The 17,204-nt window shown below is 62.0% G+C and carries 16 protein-coding genes; 12 read left to right on the forward strand and 4 right to left on the reverse strand.

Annotated elements, in window-relative coordinates; all coding sequences use genetic code 11:
• Window positions 1-56: 56 nt before the first annotated feature.
• Complete coding sequence (queG, locus tag QAO71_RS04965; protein ID WP_280165418.1) at window positions 57-1,130, reverse strand: tRNA epoxyqueuosine(34) reductase QueG; 1,074 nt, start codon at window positions 1,128-1,130, stop codon at window positions 57-59.
• A 60-nt stretch (window positions 1,131-1,190) separates the two neighbouring features.
• On the opposite strand from queG, the gene QAO71_RS04970 reads away from it, so the two are divergent.
• The 12 genes from QAO71_RS04970 (at window position 1,191) to QAO71_RS05025 (ending at window position 14,215) form a co-directional block, all read left to right on the forward strand.
• Window positions 1,191-2,693, forward strand: a complete 1,503-nt coding sequence (locus QAO71_RS04970; RefSeq protein WP_280165419.1) for an NAD(P)H-hydrate dehydratase — start codon at window positions 1,191-1,193, stop codon at window positions 2,691-2,693.
• Complete coding sequence (gene tsaE / locus QAO71_RS04975; RefSeq protein WP_280165420.1) at window positions 2,693-3,172, forward strand: tRNA (adenosine(37)-N6)-threonylcarbamoyltransferase complex ATPase subunit type 1 TsaE; 480 nt, start codon at window positions 2,693-2,695, stop codon at window positions 3,170-3,172. Before QAO71_RS04970 ends, tsaE begins: the two co-directional genes overlap by 1 nt.
• 14 nt (window positions 3,173-3,186) lie before the next feature.
• Window positions 3,187-4,584 (forward strand): N-acetylmuramoyl-L-alanine amidase, encoded by a 1,398-nt coding sequence (locus QAO71_RS04980; protein ID WP_036990637.1) that lies wholly within the window; start codon window positions 3,187-3,189, stop codon window positions 4,582-4,584.
• A gap of 20 nt (window positions 4,585-4,604) precedes the next feature.
• Window positions 4,605-6,464 (forward strand): DNA mismatch repair endonuclease MutL, encoded by a 1,860-nt coding sequence (gene mutL, locus QAO71_RS04985; protein ID WP_280165421.1) that lies wholly within the window; start codon window positions 4,605-4,607, stop codon window positions 6,462-6,464.
• Window positions 6,465-7,439, forward strand: coding sequence for a tRNA (adenosine(37)-N6)-dimethylallyltransferase MiaA (gene miaA / locus QAO71_RS04990; protein ID WP_280165422.1), 975 nt, complete (start codon window positions 6,465-6,467; stop codon window positions 7,437-7,439).
• 130 nt (window positions 7,440-7,569) lie between these two features.
• Window positions 7,570-7,821 (forward strand): RNA chaperone Hfq, encoded by a 252-nt coding sequence (gene hfq, locus QAO71_RS04995; protein WP_036990634.1) that lies wholly within the window; start codon window positions 7,570-7,572, stop codon window positions 7,819-7,821.
• Window positions 7,822-7,838: 17 nt separating this feature from the next.
• The gene (gene hflX / locus QAO71_RS05000) at window positions 7,839-9,140 is read left to right on the forward strand and encodes a ribosome rescue GTPase HflX (RefSeq protein ID WP_036990633.1); all 1,302 of its coding nucleotides are present in this window, start codon (window positions 7,839-7,841) and stop codon (window positions 9,138-9,140) included.
• Window positions 9,141-9,258: 118 nt separating this feature from the next.
• Window positions 9,259-10,458 carry an FtsH protease activity modulator HflK gene (hflK, locus tag QAO71_RS05005; protein ID WP_074780235.1) on the forward strand — a complete coding sequence of 400 codons (1,200 nt, stop codon included), beginning with the start codon at window positions 9,259-9,261 and terminating at the stop codon, window positions 10,456-10,458.
• Window positions 10,458-11,330, forward strand: coding sequence for a protease modulator HflC (hflC, locus tag QAO71_RS05010; RefSeq protein WP_036990631.1), 873 nt, complete (start codon window positions 10,458-10,460; stop codon window positions 11,328-11,330). The genes hflK and hflC overlap by 1 nt, the downstream gene beginning before the upstream one ends.
• A gap of 122 nt (window positions 11,331-11,452) precedes the next feature.
• The gene (locus QAO71_RS05015) at window positions 11,453-11,638 is read left to right on the forward strand and encodes a DUF2065 domain-containing protein (protein WP_036990630.1); all 186 of its coding nucleotides are present in this window, start codon (window positions 11,453-11,455) and stop codon (window positions 11,636-11,638) included.
• 46 nt (window positions 11,639-11,684) lie between these two features.
• Window positions 11,685-12,875 carry an ATP phosphoribosyltransferase regulatory subunit gene (locus tag QAO71_RS05020; protein WP_280165423.1) on the forward strand — a complete coding sequence of 397 codons (1,191 nt, stop codon included), beginning with the start codon at window positions 11,685-11,687 and terminating at the stop codon, window positions 12,873-12,875.
• Window positions 12,876-12,925: 50 nt separating this feature from the next.
• Window positions 12,926-14,215 (forward strand): adenylosuccinate synthase, encoded by a 1,290-nt coding sequence (locus QAO71_RS05025; RefSeq protein WP_074780242.1) that lies wholly within the window; start codon window positions 12,926-12,928, stop codon window positions 14,213-14,215.
• A 513-nt stretch (window positions 14,216-14,728) separates the two neighbouring features.
• On the opposite strand, the gene QAO71_RS05030 is transcribed toward QAO71_RS05025, so the two are convergent.
• The 3 genes from QAO71_RS05030 to QAO71_RS05040 all read right to left on the reverse strand — a co-directional run bounded on the left by QAO71_RS05030 (window position 14,729) and on the right by QAO71_RS05040 (window position 17,172).
• On the reverse strand, window positions 14,729-16,378 hold the full coding sequence (locus QAO71_RS05030; protein ID WP_280165424.1) for an isovaleryl-CoA dehydrogenase: 1,650 nt from the start codon (window positions 16,376-16,378) through the stop codon (window positions 14,729-14,731).
• A 77-nt stretch (window positions 16,379-16,455) separates the two neighbouring features.
• Window positions 16,456-16,653: a DUF2788 domain-containing protein gene (locus QAO71_RS05035; RefSeq protein ID WP_036990626.1), complete on the reverse strand. Its 198-nt coding sequence runs from the start codon at window positions 16,651-16,653 to the stop codon at window positions 16,456-16,458.
• Between the two features lie 30 nt (window positions 16,654-16,683).
• On the reverse strand, window positions 16,684-17,172 hold the full coding sequence (locus QAO71_RS05040) for an Lrp/AsnC family transcriptional regulator (RefSeq protein ID WP_280165425.1): 489 nt from the start codon (window positions 17,170-17,172) through the stop codon (window positions 16,684-16,686).
• Window positions 17,173-17,204 lie beyond the last annotated feature (32 nt).

Below are 17,204 nucleotides of genomic sequence, written 5' to 3' on the forward strand. Positions count from 1 at the left end.
GTGGCGGGGCGGGCTGGTGGGGGCGGCCAGCCCCTGCACCCAAGGCAGATGCCACTCTAGCTTTCCGGGCTGGTTCCGTGCCGTGTCAACGCCCAGCGCACATGTTCGCGCACCAGTTCAGAGGGATGATCGAGCCGACTGCGGAGTGCCTCGACCACCGGGATGCTGGTATGGGCGTTGCCCAGACCTACGGCCAGATTGCGCAGCCAGCGTTCGTGGCCGATGCGGCGCAGCGGTGACCCCTCGGTGTTTTTCAGAAACTGCTCTTCATCCCAGCGGAACAGGCTGATCAGGTCGGCCTGATCCAGCTGATGGCGCGGACTAAAATCCTGTTCGTTGGTGGGCTTGGCGAACTTGTTCCATGGGCAGACCAACTGGCAGTCATCACAACCGAACACCCGGTTGCCCATTTGCGGACGCAATTCCTCTGGTATCGCGCCCTTGAGCTCGATGGTCAGGTAGGAAATGCAGCGCCGGGCATCCAGCACATGCGCGCCGACAAACGCATCGGTCGGGCATTTGCTCAGGCAGGCGCTGCAACTGCCGCAGTGGTCCTGCTCATAGGCTTCATCGGTAGGCAGCGGCAGATCGGTATACAGCTCGCCAAGGAAGAAGAAGCTGCCGGCCTTGCGGTTCAGCAGCATGGTGTTCTTGCCGATCCAGCCCAGCCCGGAGCGGGTCGCCAGGGCGCGTTCCATGACCGGGGCGCTGTCGACGAAGGCGCGAAAGCCGAACGGGCCGATCAGGTTCTGGATACGCTCGGCCAGTTGCTGCAAACGGCGGCGGATCAGCTTGTGATAGTCGCGGCCCAGGGCGTAGCGGGAGATATAGGCCGCATCGCGGTCGGCCAGTCGTTTGGCCATGCCGGTGTCGGTGGGCAGGTAATCCATGCGCACCGAAATGACCCGGCGCGTTCCCGGTACCAGCTCTTCCGGCCGTGTGCGCTTGCTGCCGTGGCTGGCCATCCACTCCATTTCCCCGTGGTAGCCCGCATCCAGCCATTGCTGCAGACGCTGTTCATGGGCGCCGATGTCTGGGTCGCTGATGCCCAGCTGCTGAAAGCCGAGCTCGGCGGCGATCTCGCGGATCTGAGCGGCAAGCTGGACATAATCGGGAGCGGTATCGGGCATGGGGCTGGGGTCTGTGCTTGAGTGAACGTATAATTCTGCCAGACAACACATCCGGGTGACATGTCCATGCGTCCTGATCTTCCTCGCCACATCTACAGCGCCGCGGCTACCAGAGAGCTGGATGCGCGCATTATCGCTGCCGGCACGCCCGGTTTCGAGCTGATGCAGCGGGCCGCCGCCGCTGTCTGGCGCGAGCTGCGCCGACGCTGGCCCCATGCCGACCGGCTGACCGTGCTGTGCGGCGGCGGTAATAATGGCGGCGATGGTTATCTGGTGGCGCGCCTGGCCCAGCGGGCTGGCTGGCACATGCAGGTATTGACGCTGACGCCGCCGGAGCGTCTGCAAGGCGATGCGGCAGCGGCTTGGCGCGCCGCCCGGGAAGCTGGCGCCAGCATCGAGCCCTGGCGAGGCGTTCTGCCGCGAAGTGGTGTGGTGCTGGATGCCATGCTCGGCACCGGGCTGCAAGCGGCGGTGCGTGATCCCTTCAGCAATGCCATTACAGCGGTCAATGCCAGCGGCCTACCGGTGGTGGCGGTAGACCTGCCCAGCGGCTTGAATGCTGATCGCGGAGTCATCGAGGGTTGCGCTATCCGGGCGGATCTGACGGTGACCTTTATCGCCCTCAAGCCCGGCCTGCTGACCGGCCAGGGGCCGGATCAGGTCGGTGAGCTGTGTTTCGCCGCGCTGGCCGAGGCGCCCGAGCCGGGCGTGGCGCCGCAGCTCGAACGGCTGGATCTGGCGTTCTATCAGGAGACACTTGCGCCGCGGCCCCGGGCCGCACACAAGGGTATGTTCGGCCATTTGTTGGTCATCGGCGGCAACCAGGGGATGGGCGGCGCTATCCTGTTGGCGGCAGAAACCGCGCTGCGCTGCGGCGCGGGCAAGGTCAGTGTGGCGACCCGCAGTGAACATGTGGTGCCTATGCTGGCCCGATGCCCGGAAGTGATGGCGCATGGGGTGGATGATCCGGCACAATTGGCACCTTTGCTGGACCAGGCCACGGCAGTGGTGCTGGGCCCCGGATTGGGCTCTGATCCCTGGGCTACACAACTGCTGAATGCAGTGCTGGAACGCGACCTGCCGCGGATACTGGATGCCGATGCGCTGAATGCCATCGCCGCCGCGCCGCAGGCTGTCTCGTTGGGCAAGCGGACGATCATCACGCCACATCCGGCCGAGGCGGCCCGGTTGCTCGGCTGCGCGACTGCAGACATTCAGGCCGACCGGCTGGCGGCGGTCGAGCGGTTGGCGGAACGCTTTGGCTGTGCGGCTGTCCTCAAGGGTGTGGGCTCGTTGGTGGCCGGGCCCGCAGATGAAATGTTGCCGGGGTTATGCCAGTACGGTAATCCGGGTATGGCCAGTGCGGGGATGGGGGATGTCCTGTCCGGTTTGATCGGCGCGTTGTTGGCCCAGCGGCTGGAAGCGGGCGCAGCCGGGCGTTACGCGGTATTGCTGCATGCCCTGGCGGGTGACCGGGCGGCAGAGCAGGGCGGTCAGTTGGGTATTATCGCCAGCGACCTGATTTCATCCATACGTTTTTATCTGAACCTGCGGGATATTTGATGACCCTGGAATTGCATGCACAAGGTGATCAGGCCATGGAACGCCTGGGCGCGGCTATTGGTGAGGCACTGAACTGGCGCGGTAGCGTCTGGCTTGAGGGCGACCTGGGCGCGGGCAAGACTACCCTCAGTCGTGGCCTGATCCGCGCTGCCGGTCATGTCGGTGCGGTGAAAAGCCCGACCTTCACGCTGGTTGAGCCCTATGAGCTGGAGCAGCGGAGTATCTACCATTTCGATCTGTATCGACTGGCCGACCCCGAGGAATTGGAGTTTCTCGGTATTCGTGACTACTTTTCGGACAATAGCCTGTGTTTGATAGAATGGCCCGCGAAAGGCCAGGGCATGTTGCCGCAGCCGGACCTGATCATCAGCATCACGGTTGACGGCGATGGCAGAAGACTGCAGATTGAGGGGCATGGGGAGCGCGGCCTGGCTGCTGGCCACAGGCTGCACAGCACAAGAGGCGAAGCAACGCCGTGATAAAACTCAGAACAATGACGCTGCGTGCGCTGGGGCTGTTACTGCTGGTCACCGGCACGCTGTATGGCGGCCTGCTGCAGGCCGCGCAGATCGAAAGTGTGCGCCTGTGGCGCGCGCCGGACAACACCCGGCTGGTCTTCGACCTCACCGGCCCTGCCGACCACAAACTGTTTACCCTGTCCAATCCCGAGCGGATCGTCATCGATATTTCGGGCGCGCGCTTTGCCGCCAGTACCGGTGATCTGCCGCTGCAGAACACCCCGCTGACCGGCTTGCGTTCGGCGCCTCGTGACGGCAGCGATCTGCGGGTGGTGCTGGACCTGTCCCGTGAAGTCAAGCCGAAGAGCTTCTCGTTGCCGCCGAATCAGCAGCACGGCCACCGACTGGTGATCGACCTCTATGACAACGAGCCGCGACCGGACCTGCCGGCCACGGCCGAGCCAAGCGCTTCGCCCTTGCCGCAGACGCCGACCCGCTCGGTGAGCGAGGCCGGCCAGCGGGATATCATTGTTGCTCTCGATGCCGGTCACGGCGGTGAAGACCCAGGCGCCATCGGCCATAACAAGGCGCGGGAAAAGGATGTGGTGCTGGCAATTGCTCGCGAGACGAAAGCACTGATCGATGCCGAGCCGGGATTCAAGGCGGTGCTGGTGCGGACCGGGGATTATTTCATTCCGTTGCGCAAGCGCACCGAGATCGCCCGCAAGCACAACGCCGACCTGTTCGTCTCCATTCACGCCGATGCTTTTACCCGGCCCAGCGCCTTCGGCGCGTCGGTGTACGCCTTGTCTGATCGCGGTGCGACCTCGGAAACCGCGCGCCTGCTGGCGGACCGGGAAAACCGCTCCGACCTGATCGGCGGCGTGGGCGGCGTGAGTCTGGACAACAGGGATCAGGTGCTGGCCAGCGTGCTGCTGGATCTGTCCATGACCGCTACCCTGTCCGCCAGCCTGGATGTCGGGCAGCAGGTACTGGGCTCTATCGGCAAGCTGACCCCGTTGCACAAGCGCCGGGTTGAACAGGCCGGCTTCATGGTGCTCAAATCCCCGGACATTCCATCGATTCTGGTTGAGACGGGGTTCATCTCCAATCCCGGGGAGGCCAGGAAGCTGGTGACCCGCAGCCACCAGCAGGGCTTGGCGCGGGCGATGCACAGCGGTATTCGCAGCTACTTCCACCGCAATCCGCCGCCCGGTACGCGCATTGCCGCGCTCAAGAGCAACGGTCAGCTGGCGCAAGGGCCACGTGAGCATACGGTGACGCGGGGTGATACCCTGTCGATGATCGCTACCCGCTACGAGGTCAGCCTGGCCAGTCTGCGCCAGGCCAACGGCCTGGGTAGTGATCAGATTCGCGTCGGTCAGGTGCTCAAGGTGCCGGCCGGCAACATGCTGGTCAAAAATGACCCCTGATACTGCTAACGAAGTCTGACATGCCCCGAATACAGTTGTTGAATCCGCGTCTGGCCAACCAGATTGCGGCTGGAGAGGTCGTCGAACGTCCCGCCTCGGTGATCAAGGAGCTGCTGGAAAACAGCCTGGACGCCGGCGCCACGCGAATCGACATCGACGTCGAACAGGGCGGCGTCAAACTGTTGCGGGTGCGCGATGACGGCTGTGGTATTGAGGAGGGTGATCTGCCGCTGGCGCTGTCACGCCATGCCACCAGCAAGATCATGGATCTGGATGATCTGGAGCGGGTGGCCACCCTGGGCTTTCGTGGCGAGGCGCTGGCCTCGGTGGCATCGGTGTCGCGGCTGCTGCTGACCTCCTGCTCGGAGACCGCGGAACAGGCCTGGCAGGTGGAAACCGAAGGGCGCGACATGAACCCGCGGGTGCAACCGGCGGCGCATCCCCGGGGCACCACGGTGGAAGTGCGTGACCTGTTCTTCAATACCCCGGCGCGACGCAAATTCCTGCGCACCGAGAAAACCGAATTCGGCCACCTGGAAGAGGTGGTCAAACGTCTGGCCTTGTCGCGCTTCGATGTCGCTTTCAATCTGCGGCACAATGGTCGCTCGGTACTTAGCCTGCGGCCGGCGCACACCGAGCAGGAGGCGCGGCGTCGGGTCGCCAGCATCTGCGGTCCGGCCTTCGTCGAACAGTCGGTGACCATCGACCAGGAGCGCAGCGGACTGCGCCTGTGGGGCTGGGTCGGACTGGCGACCTTTTCCCGCAGCCAGGCGGACCTGCAGTATTTCTGCGTCAATGGCCGGATGATCCGCGACAAGCTGGTGGCCCATGCGGTACGTCAGGCCTATCGTGATGTGCTGTTCAATGGACGGCACCCGACCTTTGTGCTGTTTCTGGAAGTGGATCCGGCGGTGGTGGATGTCAACGTACACCCGACCAAGCACGAGGTGCGCTTCCGCGACGGTCGCATGGTGCACGACTTCCTGTTCAGCACCCTGTACCGGGCGCTGGCCGATCAGCGGCCGGACTCGCAGAGCGGGGCGACGGATGATTCAACTGGTGAAGGCTTGCAGTCAACGGCCATGCCGGCCGCCACGGGCCTGAGCGCCGGGGTGTTCTCCGGGCAGACCCATATGCCGCTGAATGAACCCGCACCAGCCTGGTCGGTTGCGCCTGCGGCGCTGGAACGCCCTTCGCCACAGGCATTGGCTGGCGCCACGCAGGCTTATGCCGGGCTTTATGGTGAAACGGCGGGTCAGCCTGCGCAGATGCCGCCAGCCGGAGACGCCGGCGAGGTGCCGCCGCTGGGCTACGCCTTGGCCCAGCTGCACGGCGTATTCATTCTGGCGGAGAATGCCGACGGCCTGGTAGTCGTCGACATGCACGCCGCCCATGAGCGCATCACCTATGAGCGCCTGAAGCAGGCCATGGAGCTTGAGGGGCTGCGCAGCCAACCGCTGTTGGTACCCGAGTCGATGGCGGTGAGTCAGCGTCAGGCCGACTGCGCCGAGGAACATGCCGCCTGGTTCGCCCGGTTGGGCTTTGCCTTGCAGCGCATGGGGCCGGAAACCTTGGCCATTCGTGAAATTCCGGCATTGCTGCGCCAGGCCGATGCGGCGCAGTTGGTGCAGGATGTGCTGGCGGATCTGATGGAGTTCGGTACCAGTGACCGCATCGAGGCGCACCGCAACGAATTGCTGGCCACCATGGCCTGCCACGGCTCGGTACGCGCCAATCGGCGCCTGACCCTGGCGGAAATGAACGCACTGTTGCGTGACATGGAGCAGACCGAGCGCAGTGGCCAGTGCAACCACGGGCGGCCGACCTGGACCCGCATGAGCATGGGCGAGCTGGATAAACTCTTCCTCCGGGGCCGTTGAATGGGCGCTTCTGCGACACCCACGGTGATCTGCCTGATGGGCCCGACCGCCGCGGGCAAGACCGATATGGCCCTGCATCTGGCCGAGCACCTGCCATGCGAGCTGATCAGCGTGGACTCGGCACTGGTCTATCGCGGCATGGACATCGGCACCGCCAAGCCCGATGCCGCGACCCTGGCGCGTTATCCCCACCATCTGGTAGATATCCTCGATCCAGCCGAAGCCTACTCGGCGGCACGTTTTCGCCATGATGCCCAGGCGCTGATCGCCGATATCATCAATCGCGGCCGCATTCCGCTGCTGGTCGGCGGCACCATGCTCTATTACAAGGCTCTGGCCGGCGGACTGGCCGCAATGCCGGCGGCTGATCCGCTGGTGCGTCAGCGCATCGAGGCCCTGGCTGCGGCGCAGGGTTGGGAGACAGTGCATGCCGAGCTGGCGAAGGTCGATCCGACCGCGGCCGCCCGCATTCATCCCAATGACCCGCAGCGGATTCAGCGTGCTTATGAAGTCTTTCTGTTGAGTGGCGTGACGCTGACCGATTGGCATGCCCGCCAGGCGCTTGAAAATGCCGAAAGCAGGGCGACTGGTGGGGCAAATATGTCCTATACTACGCGCTATGTGGCTGTGGCTCCCCGCGAGCGGCATATCCTCCATGAACGCATTGCCCTGCGTTTTTCACTGATGTTGGAGCAGGGTTTCATTGCTGAAGTGGAAGCCTTGCATGCGCGGGGTGATCTGGATGTGTCGATGCCGTCGGTTCGTGCAGTGGGGTACCGGCAGGCCTGGGACTATCTCGACGGGAAACTCTCTCTCGATGAAATGGTCGAACGCGGTGTAATTGCCACCCGGCAGTTGGCGAAGCGCCAGTTTACCTGGCTGCGCGGTTGGCGTGAGGATATCGAATGGTTCGACAGCCTGGACCCGGAAAGATCGGACAAGCTCTTGAAATACCTCGGGTCAATCGCCATATAGCTTTCTCGTACTGCTGTCGGCAGGTGTCACGTAGTCATCTGGATACTGGCTGTCCGTCCTGATGGACTGGCCGGATAATGCATTTCAATTTAAAGCGGTTCCCATAATGGTTTCCATAAGGAGTGAGGCAATGTCAAAAGGGCATTCTCTACAAGACCCTTACCTGAACGTTCTGCGCAAGGAACGTGTTCCGGTATCCATCTACCTGGTCAATGGCATCAAGCTGCAAGGCCAGATCGAGTCTTTCGACCAGTTCGTCATTTTGCTGAAGAACACTGTCAGCCAGATGGTTTACAAGCACGCCATTTCCACCGTGGTGCCCGGTCGCCCGGTTCGCCTGCCGGTGCAGGGTGGCGATGAGGCCGAGGCTGGCAATCCTTGATCGCGCTGGAGGCCTGATTGTTTTTTGAACGTCATGAGGGGGGTGAACGTGCCGTACTCGTTCACCTGGAAGGCCAGGATGAACAGAACCGTGAAGACCCTCATGAGTTTCTGGAACTGGTACGCTCGGCCGGCGCGGAGATCGTCGATTTCCTGACTATCAATCGTTATCAGCCCAGCCCGCGCTTTCTCATCGGCACGGGCAAGGTTGAGGAGCTGCGCGCGCTGGTCAAGGCGGGTGAGGGTGATCTGGTCATCTTCAACCATGTGCTGACACCGAGCCAGGAACGCAACCTCGAGCGCGAGCTTGAGTGCAGGGTGATTGATCGTACCGGGCTGATTCTGGATATCTTCGCCCAACGTGCGCGTACCCATGAGGGTAAGTTGCAGGTTGAGCTCGCCCAGCTGGATCACTTGAGTACCCGCTTGGTTCGCGGCTGGACTCACCTTGAGCGGCAGAAAGGTGGTATTGGTCTGCGCGGCCCGGGCGAAACCCAGCTGGAAACCGACCGCCGCCTGTTGCGGGTGCGCATCAAGCAGATCTCCAAGCGCCTGGAGAAGGTGCGCAGCCAGCGTGATCAGGCTCGCCGCGCCCGTCGCCGGGCGGAAATTCCTGTCGTCTCCCTGGTCGGATATACCAACGCCGGCAAGTCCACTCTGTTCAATACCTTGACTGAATCTGCGGTGTACGCGGCCGATCAGCTGTTCGCTACGCTCGATCCGACCCTGCGCCGGGTTGAGCTGGACGATATCGGCCCGGTCATCATGGCTGATACGGTGGGTTTCATCCGCCATCTGCCGCACAAACTGGTTGAAGCCTTCCGCGCCACCTTGGAAGAATCCAGTCAGGCTGATCTGTTGCTGCATGTAATTGATGCCGCGGATGAGGAGCGCACCTCGAATATCGAGCAGGTCAATCTGGTACTGGGTGAGATTGGCGCCAATGAACTGCCGATGCTGGAGATCTACAACAAGATCGATCTGCTGGATAACTTCGAACCTCAGATTCAGCGTGACGGCGATGGCGTGGCGGTGCGGGTCTGGCTGTCGGCACGCGAAGGCGAGGGTCTGGAGCTGCTGGCGCAGGCTGTCGCTGAACGCCTGGGTGACGATATCGTGCAGCAGAGCGTTGTGCTGGAGCACGCCGAGGCCCGGCTGCGCGCGCAGTTCTACGCTGCGGGAGCGGTCACTGCCGAGCGCATCGCCGCTGACGGCCGTCAGGAGCTGGATCTGCGCCTGCAGCGCAGCGACTTCAATCGGCTGCTCAAACGTGAAGGCTGGCAGCCGGACAGGTTTCTCGAACAACACACTTTGCAATAATGGATGGCGGTCGCGGTTCGCGCTGCGGCTGACATTTGCTGTAGGATTGCAGAAATGACTGCGCCGGCCATCCACGTCGGCGGAAGCAGTTTAATGGTTTTGGATAACGGAGAACGCTATGGCGTGGAATGAGCCTGGTGGTGGCAACAACTCGAACAACCAGGATCCCTGGGGTAGTGGCGGTAACCGCGGCGGTGGCAATCGCGGCGGCAAGCAGGGACCACCCGATCTGGACGAGGCGCTGCGCAAGTTGCAGGACAGCCTGAACGGTATCTTCGGCAGCAAGAAGCGCGGCAGCGGCGATGGCGGCAACGGCCGGCGTGTCGGCGGTGGACAGGGCATCCCCAAGGGCCTCTGGGTCATCGGCGGCCTGATCATCTTCGTTTTCTGGCTATTCAATGCGGTCTACAAGGTCGACGAGCAGGAGCAGGCAGTGGTGCTGCGTTTCGGTGAATATCACCGGACCGTTGAATCGGGTCTGCATCTCTACTTCCCGCCGATCGAGAAGAAATTCCAGCGCAACGTCACCCAGGTACGCTCTTATCGTCAACAGGGTCAGATGCTGACCGAGGACGAGAACATCGTCGAGGTGCCGTTGGCGGTGCAGTACCGTATCTCCAATCTGGAGGACTTCGTCCTCAAGGTAGAAGATCCCGAGACCAGTTTGCGCCATGCAACCGAGAGCGCGCTGCGTCATGTGGTCGGTTCCACGGGGATGCACCAGGTGCTGACCGAAGGTCGTGAGCAGATGGGCGTCGAGACTACCGAGCGTCTGCAGCGTTATCTGGATGCTTATCAGACCGGTATCACCGTGGTTCAGGTGAACATCGAAAGCGCGCAGGCTCCGGCCGAGGTGCAGGACGCGTTTGACGACGTGATCCGCGCCCGGGAAGACGAGGTGCGTGAGCGCAACCAGGCTGAATCCTATGCCAATGGCGTGATTCCGGAAGCCCGCGGTCAGGCTCAGCGCCTGTTGGAAGAAGCCAGCGGTTACCGTCAGGCCATGGTCGCCCGTGCCCAGGGTGAGGCTGAGCGCTTCAACCTACTGGTGAGCGAGTACCAGCAAGCGCCGGAAGTGATGCGCGAGCGTATGTTTATTGAAACGCTGCAAGAAGTGATGAGCAACACCAGCAAGATCATGGTGTCGGGTGATGGCAACAGCAACCTGCTGTACCTGCCGATCGACAAGCTGATGCAGCAGGGCGGTGGTTCGTCATCTTCGTCCTCGGCCGTTCCATCTGCCGCTGGCGCTGATGCCAATACCCGTCTGCCTGTACAACTGCAGCAGCGTGATGTGCGTACAAGGGAGGTCCGCTGATGAGTAACAAGTCAATTTTCGGACTCGTAATCGCCCTGGTGGTGATCGTGGTCGGTTGGAACAGCTTCTTCATCGTCGAGCAGACCCAGCGCGGTCTGGTACTGCAGTTCGGTAAGGTCGTCCGTGACGACGTGCCACCGGGGCTGCACTTCAAGCTGCCGTTCGTGCAGGAAGCGAAGATGTTCGATGGCCGCCTGCTGACCTTGGACACCACCACCCAGCGTTACCTGACGCTGGAAAAGAAGGCGCTGATGGTGGACTCCTTCGCCAAGTGGCGCATCGCCAACGTGCAACGCTACTACACCGCTACCTCCGGACTGCGTTCGATTGCCGAAGAGCGTCTATCTCGCCAGCTGGAGTCCGGTCTGCGTAACGAAGTGGCGCGCCGTACCCTGCATGAGGTGGTGGCCGGTGAGCGTGATCAGTTGATGGCCGATATCACTGCCGATCTGAACGAGAGCGCGCGCCGCGAACTCGGTATCGAGGTGCTCGATGTGCGGGTCAAGGGTATGGACCTGCCCCGTGAGGTGAACCGTAGCGTGTTCGAGCGGATGAGTTCCGAGCGTGAGCGCGAGGCCCGCGAGCATCGCGCCAAGGGCCGCGAGCTGGCCGAAGGTATTCGCGCCGATGCCGACCGGCAGCAGCGCGTGATCCTGGCCGAAGCCTTCCGTGAAGCTGAAGAAATCCGTGGTCAGGGTGATGCCGAAGCGGCATCCATCTATGCCGAGGCGTATAACAAGGATCCTGAGTTCTACTCCTTCTATCGCAGTCTGCAGGCCTACCGTGAAAGCTTCTCAAGCAAGTCCGATGTGCTGGTACTTGACCCGAGCAGCGAATTCTTCAAGTTTTTCAAAGGGGCGCAGCAACCCTGATTCGAGCCTGGCTGCACTCGTCCAACGAACGGGTGTAGCCAGTCGAAAACATGCTACAATCGCGCAGCCGGGTCATCCCGGCTTTTTTGTGACCGGCAGATCCGGGCGAGGGGTTCGAGTTCATGTGGCAGAATCTGGCCGCGGCACTGTGTCTGGTGCTGGTTCTGGAAGGTTTGATGCCCTTTCTGGCTCCCCGCCGGTGGAAACGAATGCTGGTTGAAGTGAGCGGTATGAGTGACCGGCAACTGCGGGTTGCCGGGTTGCTGAGCATGCTGGCGGGTACTGCCTGCTTATATCTGATCCGCTAGGGTGGGTCGACAGACCTTTGCCCTTTACGTAATAAAGGTTTTGAAAATGCCTACTGTTGATCGCTGGCTCTTGCCTGACGGGATCGAAGAAGTGCTGCCGGAAGAGGCGGCGCGTACCGAAGCAGCCCGTCGGCAACTGCTGGATCTGTTCTCCCGCTGGGGGTATGACCTGGTCATCACCCCGCATATCGAGTATCTCGAATCCCTCCTGACCGGCTCCGGTCATGATCTGGAACTGCAAACCTTCAAAATGATCGACCAGATGTCTGGGCGTATGCTCGGCCTGCGTGCGGACATCACGCCCCAGGTGGCGCGTATCGACGCGCATACGCTCGGCGCTGAAGGTCCCAGTCGTCTATGCTATTGCGGTAGTGTGCTGCACACGCTGCCGCGGCCGTTGTCCACGTCCCGCAGTCTGATCCAGCTGGGTGCCGAACTCTATGGCGATGCGTCCAGTGCCAGCGATATCGAAGTTATTGCGTTGATGCTGGAAACCCTGGCGGCGTCGCGTGTCGAGGGTGTGCATCTGGATATCGGCCACGTGGGTATTTACCGTGGTCTGGTCGAGGCGGCGGGTTTGGACGGCGCGGTCGAACGCGCTCTGTTCAATGCCCTGCAGCGCAAGGCGCTGGACGAGGTGCAGGAATTGACCTCGCGTATCGAGCAACCAGCCCTGGCGGCCATGCTCTGCAGCCTGGCTGAGCTGTCCGGTGGGGTCGAGGTTCTGGAACGTGCGCATATTATGCTTGACGGTGCGCCCGAGGCCATTCTGGCAGCGCTCGACGAGCTGGCGGAAATCGCTCAGGTGATTTCCCAGCGCTATCCGAAGGTGCCGCTGTATTTCGATCTGGCGGAGCTGCGTGGTTATCACTACCACACGGGCGTGACCTTCGCGGCATTCGTCGCTGGCACCGGTCAGAGCATCGCCCAGGGCGGTCGCTATGACGAGATTGGCCGTGACTTCGGCCGTGCGCGCCCGGCTACGGGTTTCTCAACTGACCTGCGGTTGCTGGTGGCCTGCGGTGAGATCGACGGTGGTCGTCGTGATCACGGCATCTGGGCGCCGCATGCGAGCCAGCCTGGTCTGCACGACAAGGTCATGCAGCTGCGTCAAGCCGGTGAGCGGGTGATAGTGGCATTGCCCGGTCAGCTCGATGCCGAGGCGGTGGGTTTCGGTTGTGATCGGATTCTGCATTTTGCGAATGATGGTTGGCAGGTAAAAGAACTGCACATTTGACTTTCATGGCCTGCTGGGCCAGTTCCTAACGAGTGAGGCAAGAGCTGAACATGGGTAAGAATGTTGTCATCCTGGGCACCCAATGGGGTGATGAGGGTAAGGGCAAGATCGTCGATCTGCTGACTGATCAGGTATCAGCGGTGGTGCGTTATCAGGGCGGGCACAATGCCGGTCACACGCTGGTGATCGACGGTGAGAAGACCGTTCTGCACCTGATTCCCTCGGGGATTCTGCGCGAAAACGTGATGTGCTACATCGGCAACGGCGTGGTGCTGTCCCCGGAGGCGCTGCTCAAGGAACTGACCGGCCTGGAAGCCAAGGGTGTGCCGGTGCGTGATCGTCTGCGCATCAGTCCGGCTTGTCCGCTGATCCTGCCTTACCACGTGGCGCTGGATCAGGCCCGTGAACTGGCCCGCGGTGAAGCCAAGATCGGCACCACCGGTCGTGGTATCGGCCCGGCCTATGAGGACAAGGTATCCCGCCGCGGTCTGCGCGTGGGCGACTTGTTCCACCGCGAGCGCTTCGCTGCCAAGCTGGGGGAGGTACTGGATTACCACAACTTCGCTCTGCAGCATTATTACAAGGTGCAGCCGATCGACTTCCAGAAGACTCTCGACGAGGCCATGGAATATGCCGAGTGGCTCAAGCCGCTGATGCAGGATGTGACGGCACGGCTGCACGAGCTGCGCCGCGAAGGCGCCAATATCATGTTCGAGGGAGCCCAGGGCTCGCTGCTGGACATCGACCATGGCACCTACCCCTACGTGACCAGTTCCAACACCACGGCTGGCGGCACCGCCACCGGTTCCGGTTTTGGTCCGCTGTACCTGGACTATGTGCTGGGCATCACCAAGGCCTACACCACCCGGGTCGGCTCTGGTCCGTTCCCCACGGAGCTGTTCGACGACATCGGTGAGCGTCTGGCCCAGCGCGGTCACGAATTCGGTTCCACCACCGGTCGCGCCCGTCGTTGCGGCTGGTTTGATGCGGTTATCCTGCGGCGCGCCATCGAAATCAACAGCATCAGCGGGCTGTGCCTGACCAAGCTGGACGTGCTCGATGGTCTGGATGCAATCCAGATTTGTGTCGGTTACCGTAACGCTGCAGGCGAAGTGCTGGAAGCGCCGAGCGACGCGGATAGCTATATCGGCCTGGAGCCGGTCTACGAGGAAGTACCTGGCTGGAGCGAGTCGACCCTGGGCATCCAGACGCTGGAAGGGCTGCCGGCTAACGCCCAGGCCTACATTGCCCGGATCGAGGAGCTGGTCGGTGCGCCGATTGATATCATCTCCACCGGTCCGGATCGCAATGAGACCATCATCCAGCGGCAGATTTTCTGATCTGCATGGAGTAAAAAAGCGCCCGCGGGCGCTTTTTTATGGCTGATGAAAGGTGAGCGTGCCAGCCGGCGGTTCGAGCACCGCCCCCCTGGGAGGTTCGAGCACTAGCTCGTACCACGACTGCCCAGCACCGCAGCTGCTGCCGGCTGGCTCCATTTCAACCATCGCCCCTACCGGCAAATGCTATGTCACCAGCCAGCACGTCCTCAGGAGGGTCGATGGCAACCCCGTCGATCGCAACCCCGTCGAGTTTCATCTCGACCAGCGGCCTTGCTGCCAGCTCCGCAGATATGTCTGGGGCACGCTCGGCGTCTGACGGCCCTGGGCAGTTGCCCTTGGCGAACACGCACCCGTGCCTTCCGTGGCGCTCGTGTGCGGCCGTCCATGGCCGCACACGGTTCGCCAAGGGCAACTGCCCACCACCGTCCTGTTAATTGGGTGTGGCTGAAGGAAAACCCTGACTCGTTGAGCAAGATCCTCCCGAGTTTCATGCTCTCGAGAGAGGATCCAGAGTTACCTTGCCTGCGGTTGCGCCCGCTCGACCAGCGCACGCACATCCAGCCCGCGGGGTAAAGTGCCGTAGACGCGGCCATGGTCCTGCAGACGACTGGCGATAAAGGCGTCGGAGACGGTGTTGTTACCCGCTTCCAGCAGTAGCTTGGCCTGCAGCGCCACGGCTACATCTTCAGTCAACTGACGGGCGCGGTACTGGATGTCGTCCTTGTCGGCAAACTGCTGTTGCAGCTTGTTGATATGCGCCTGCAGCTGCCGGTCTCCCGCGCCATCGCCCAATTCGGCAAACAGCATTTCGACAATACCCGGCTCCTTCGACAGGGCGCGCAACACATCCAGACATTGCACGTTTCCGGAGCCTTCCCAGATCGAGTTCACCGGGGCCTCGCGATAGAGTCGCGGCAGGATGCTGTCCTCCACATAACCCGCGCCGCCCAGGCATTCCTGAGCTTCGTTGATCATGGCCGGGGCACGTTTGCAGATCCAGTACTTGCCGATAGCGGTGACCAGCCGGGCGAATCCCGCCTCGTGTGGATCGTCGGCGTGATCCAGCGCGCTGGCCATGCGCATGGTCAGGGCCAGTGCTGCTTCGCTTTCCAGGGCCAGATCGGCCAGCACGTTCTGCATCAGGGGCTGCTCGATCAGCGGACGGCCGCCCACATTGCGGTGGGCGCAGTGGTGGGTGGCTTGGGTCAGCGCCTGGCGCATCAACGAGCTGGAGCCGATCATGCAATCGAAGCGGGTCAATGCCACCATCTCGATGATGGTCGGTACGCCGCGGCCTTCCTCGCCGATCATCCACGCCAGGGCGCCGCGGAACTCGACTTCGCTGGAGGCATTGGCCTGGTTGCCCAGCTTGTCTTTCAGGCGCTGGATATAGAACTGGTTGCGACTGCCATCTGGCCGGTGGCGGGGCAGCAGAAAACAGCTCAGCCCCTTGTCGGTCTGTGCCAGGGTCAGAAAGGCATCGCACATGGGCGCCGAGCAGAACCATTTATGCCCGAGCAATTCGTAGGCATGACCGGGGCCGGCATTGGTTACTGGCCAGGCGCGGGTGGTATTGGCGCGCACATCGGTGCCGCCCTGCTTTTCGGTCATGGCCATGCCGATGGTCAGGCCGGTCTTGTGCTCCATCGGCAGGTTGCGTGGGTCGTACTGGCGCGACAGTATCTTCGGCAGCCAGCGTTCTGCCAGATCCGGCTGCAGTCGCAGCGCCGGTACGCAGGCGAAGGTCATGGTCATCGGGCAACTGGTGCCGGCCTCCGCCTGGTTATGCAGGTACATGGTGGCGGCGCGGGCGACATGGGCGCCGGGGCGGGGTTCAGTCCAGGGTGCGCTGGTGATGCCATGGGCGATGCCTGCGCTCATCAGCTCATGGTAGGCGGGGTGGAACTCTACCACATCGATACGGTGGCCGTAGCGGTCATGGCTGTGGAACACCGGTGGGTTGGCATTGGCGAGAAAACCGGCCTGCATCAGCGGACCGCCGGCCAACTGACCGTAGGCCGATAGCTGCTCATCGGCCCAGTCGCCCCGGTAGCGGTGTACCCATTGCTGCAGCGGCAGATCGCTGCGGTAGAGGTTGAGGCCGTCCAGCGGGGGGACCTGATTGGTTACTTCATGGGTTTCGGCACAGGTATTCGGTGTCATGATCGCGGCTCCTTCTCCTTGCCAACAGTATGAGCGCAGTGAGTCATGATTCAAGGGAGTGGCCGAGGCCGATGAAATCAGCCGATAACTGTGATCACGATTTCCTTGATCACAAAGGCGGCTACCCCCAGACCCAGGACGAAGAACAGCACCATGGTGCCGTAGCGGCCGGCCTTGGATTTTTTTGCCAGGTCCCAGACGATGAATCCCATGAACGCCACCAGGGCGAAGATGGACAAGGGCAGGGCAAGGGCTTCGAATTCTTCGTAGGACACAATGGTCTCCTGTCAGGAAAAAAAGACTGTCTATCTAGTGACCAGATGGTTGAGCGGCAATTCCGTGCTCGAGACCACCTGATTCAGTACAAAGCTGGATCGCACGCTGGATACCCCTTCGATGCGGGTCAGCGTGCCCAGCAGAAATTGCTGGTAATGGTCCATGTCTGGCACCACCACCCGCAACTGGTAATCCGCTTCCATGCCGGTGACCAGGCTGCAGTTCAACACCTCGGGGCATTGGCGGATGGTCTCCTCGAAACCGGCAAAACGATCCGGGGTGTGGCGGTCCATGCCGATCATCACGAAGGCGGTCAGCGTCAGTCCCAGCTTCTGCGGGTCGAGCAACGCCACCTGCCGGGTGATGTAGCCGCTTTCTTCCAGTTGCTTGACCCGTCGCGAGCAGGGCGATGGCGACAGGCCGATGCGTTCGGCCAGTTCCTGGTTACTGATGCGAGCATCCTGTTGCAGGGCGGTCAGAATCTTCAGGTCATAACGGTCCAGATTGTTCTCATGCATGCTTTCACCTCGTGCAGTTGCATAGATAATGC

This window comes from Halopseudomonas sp. SMJS2, from assembly GCF_029866945.1.
In the GTDB taxonomy this organism is placed as follows: domain Bacteria; phylum Pseudomonadota; class Gammaproteobacteria; order Pseudomonadales; family Pseudomonadaceae; genus Halopseudomonas; species Halopseudomonas bauzanensis.

What these genes read in the sequence shown, in the direction of transcription:
- QAO71_RS04980 (WP_036990637.1), top strand. Translation starts at nt 3,187, where the DNA reads ATGACGCTGCGTGCGCTGGGGCTGTTACTGCTGGTCACCGGCACGCTG.
- tsaE (WP_280165420.1), top strand. Translation starts at nt 2,693, where the DNA reads ATGACCCTGGAATTGCATGCACAAGGTGATCAGGCCATGGAACGCCTG.
- hfq (WP_036990634.1), top strand. Translation starts at nt 7,570, where the DNA reads ATGTCAAAAGGGCATTCTCTACAAGACCCTTACCTGAACGTTCTGCGC.
- QAO71_RS05040 (WP_280165425.1), bottom strand. Translation starts at nt 17,172, where the DNA reads ATGCATGAGAACAATCTGGACCGTTATGACCTGAAGATTCTGACCGCC.
- hflC (WP_036990631.1), top strand. Translation starts at nt 10,458, where the DNA reads ATGAGTAACAAGTCAATTTTCGGACTCGTAATCGCCCTGGTGGTGATC.
- QAO71_RS05025 (WP_074780242.1), top strand. Translation starts at nt 12,926, where the DNA reads ATGGGTAAGAATGTTGTCATCCTGGGCACCCAATGGGGTGATGAGGGT.
- queG (WP_280165418.1), bottom strand. Translation starts at nt 1,130, where the DNA reads ATGCCCGATACCGCTCCCGATTATGTCCAGCTTGCCGCTCAGATCCGC.
- miaA (WP_280165422.1), top strand. Translation starts at nt 6,465, where the DNA reads ATGGGCGCTTCTGCGACACCCACGGTGATCTGCCTGATGGGCCCGACC.
- QAO71_RS05015 (WP_036990630.1), top strand. Translation starts at nt 11,453, where the DNA reads ATGTGGCAGAATCTGGCCGCGGCACTGTGTCTGGTGCTGGTTCTGGAA.
- mutL (WP_280165421.1), top strand. Translation starts at nt 4,605, where the DNA reads ATGCCCCGAATACAGTTGTTGAATCCGCGTCTGGCCAACCAGATTGCG.
- QAO71_RS04970 (WP_280165419.1), top strand. Translation starts at nt 1,191, where the DNA reads ATGTCCATGCGTCCTGATCTTCCTCGCCACATCTACAGCGCCGCGGCT.
- QAO71_RS05030 (WP_280165424.1), bottom strand. Translation starts at nt 16,378, where the DNA reads ATGACACCGAATACCTGTGCCGAAACCCATGAAGTAACCAATCAGGTC.
- hflK (WP_074780235.1), top strand. Translation starts at nt 9,259, where the DNA reads ATGGCGTGGAATGAGCCTGGTGGTGGCAACAACTCGAACAACCAGGAT.
- QAO71_RS05020 (WP_280165423.1), top strand. Translation starts at nt 11,685, where the DNA reads ATGCCTACTGTTGATCGCTGGCTCTTGCCTGACGGGATCGAAGAAGTG.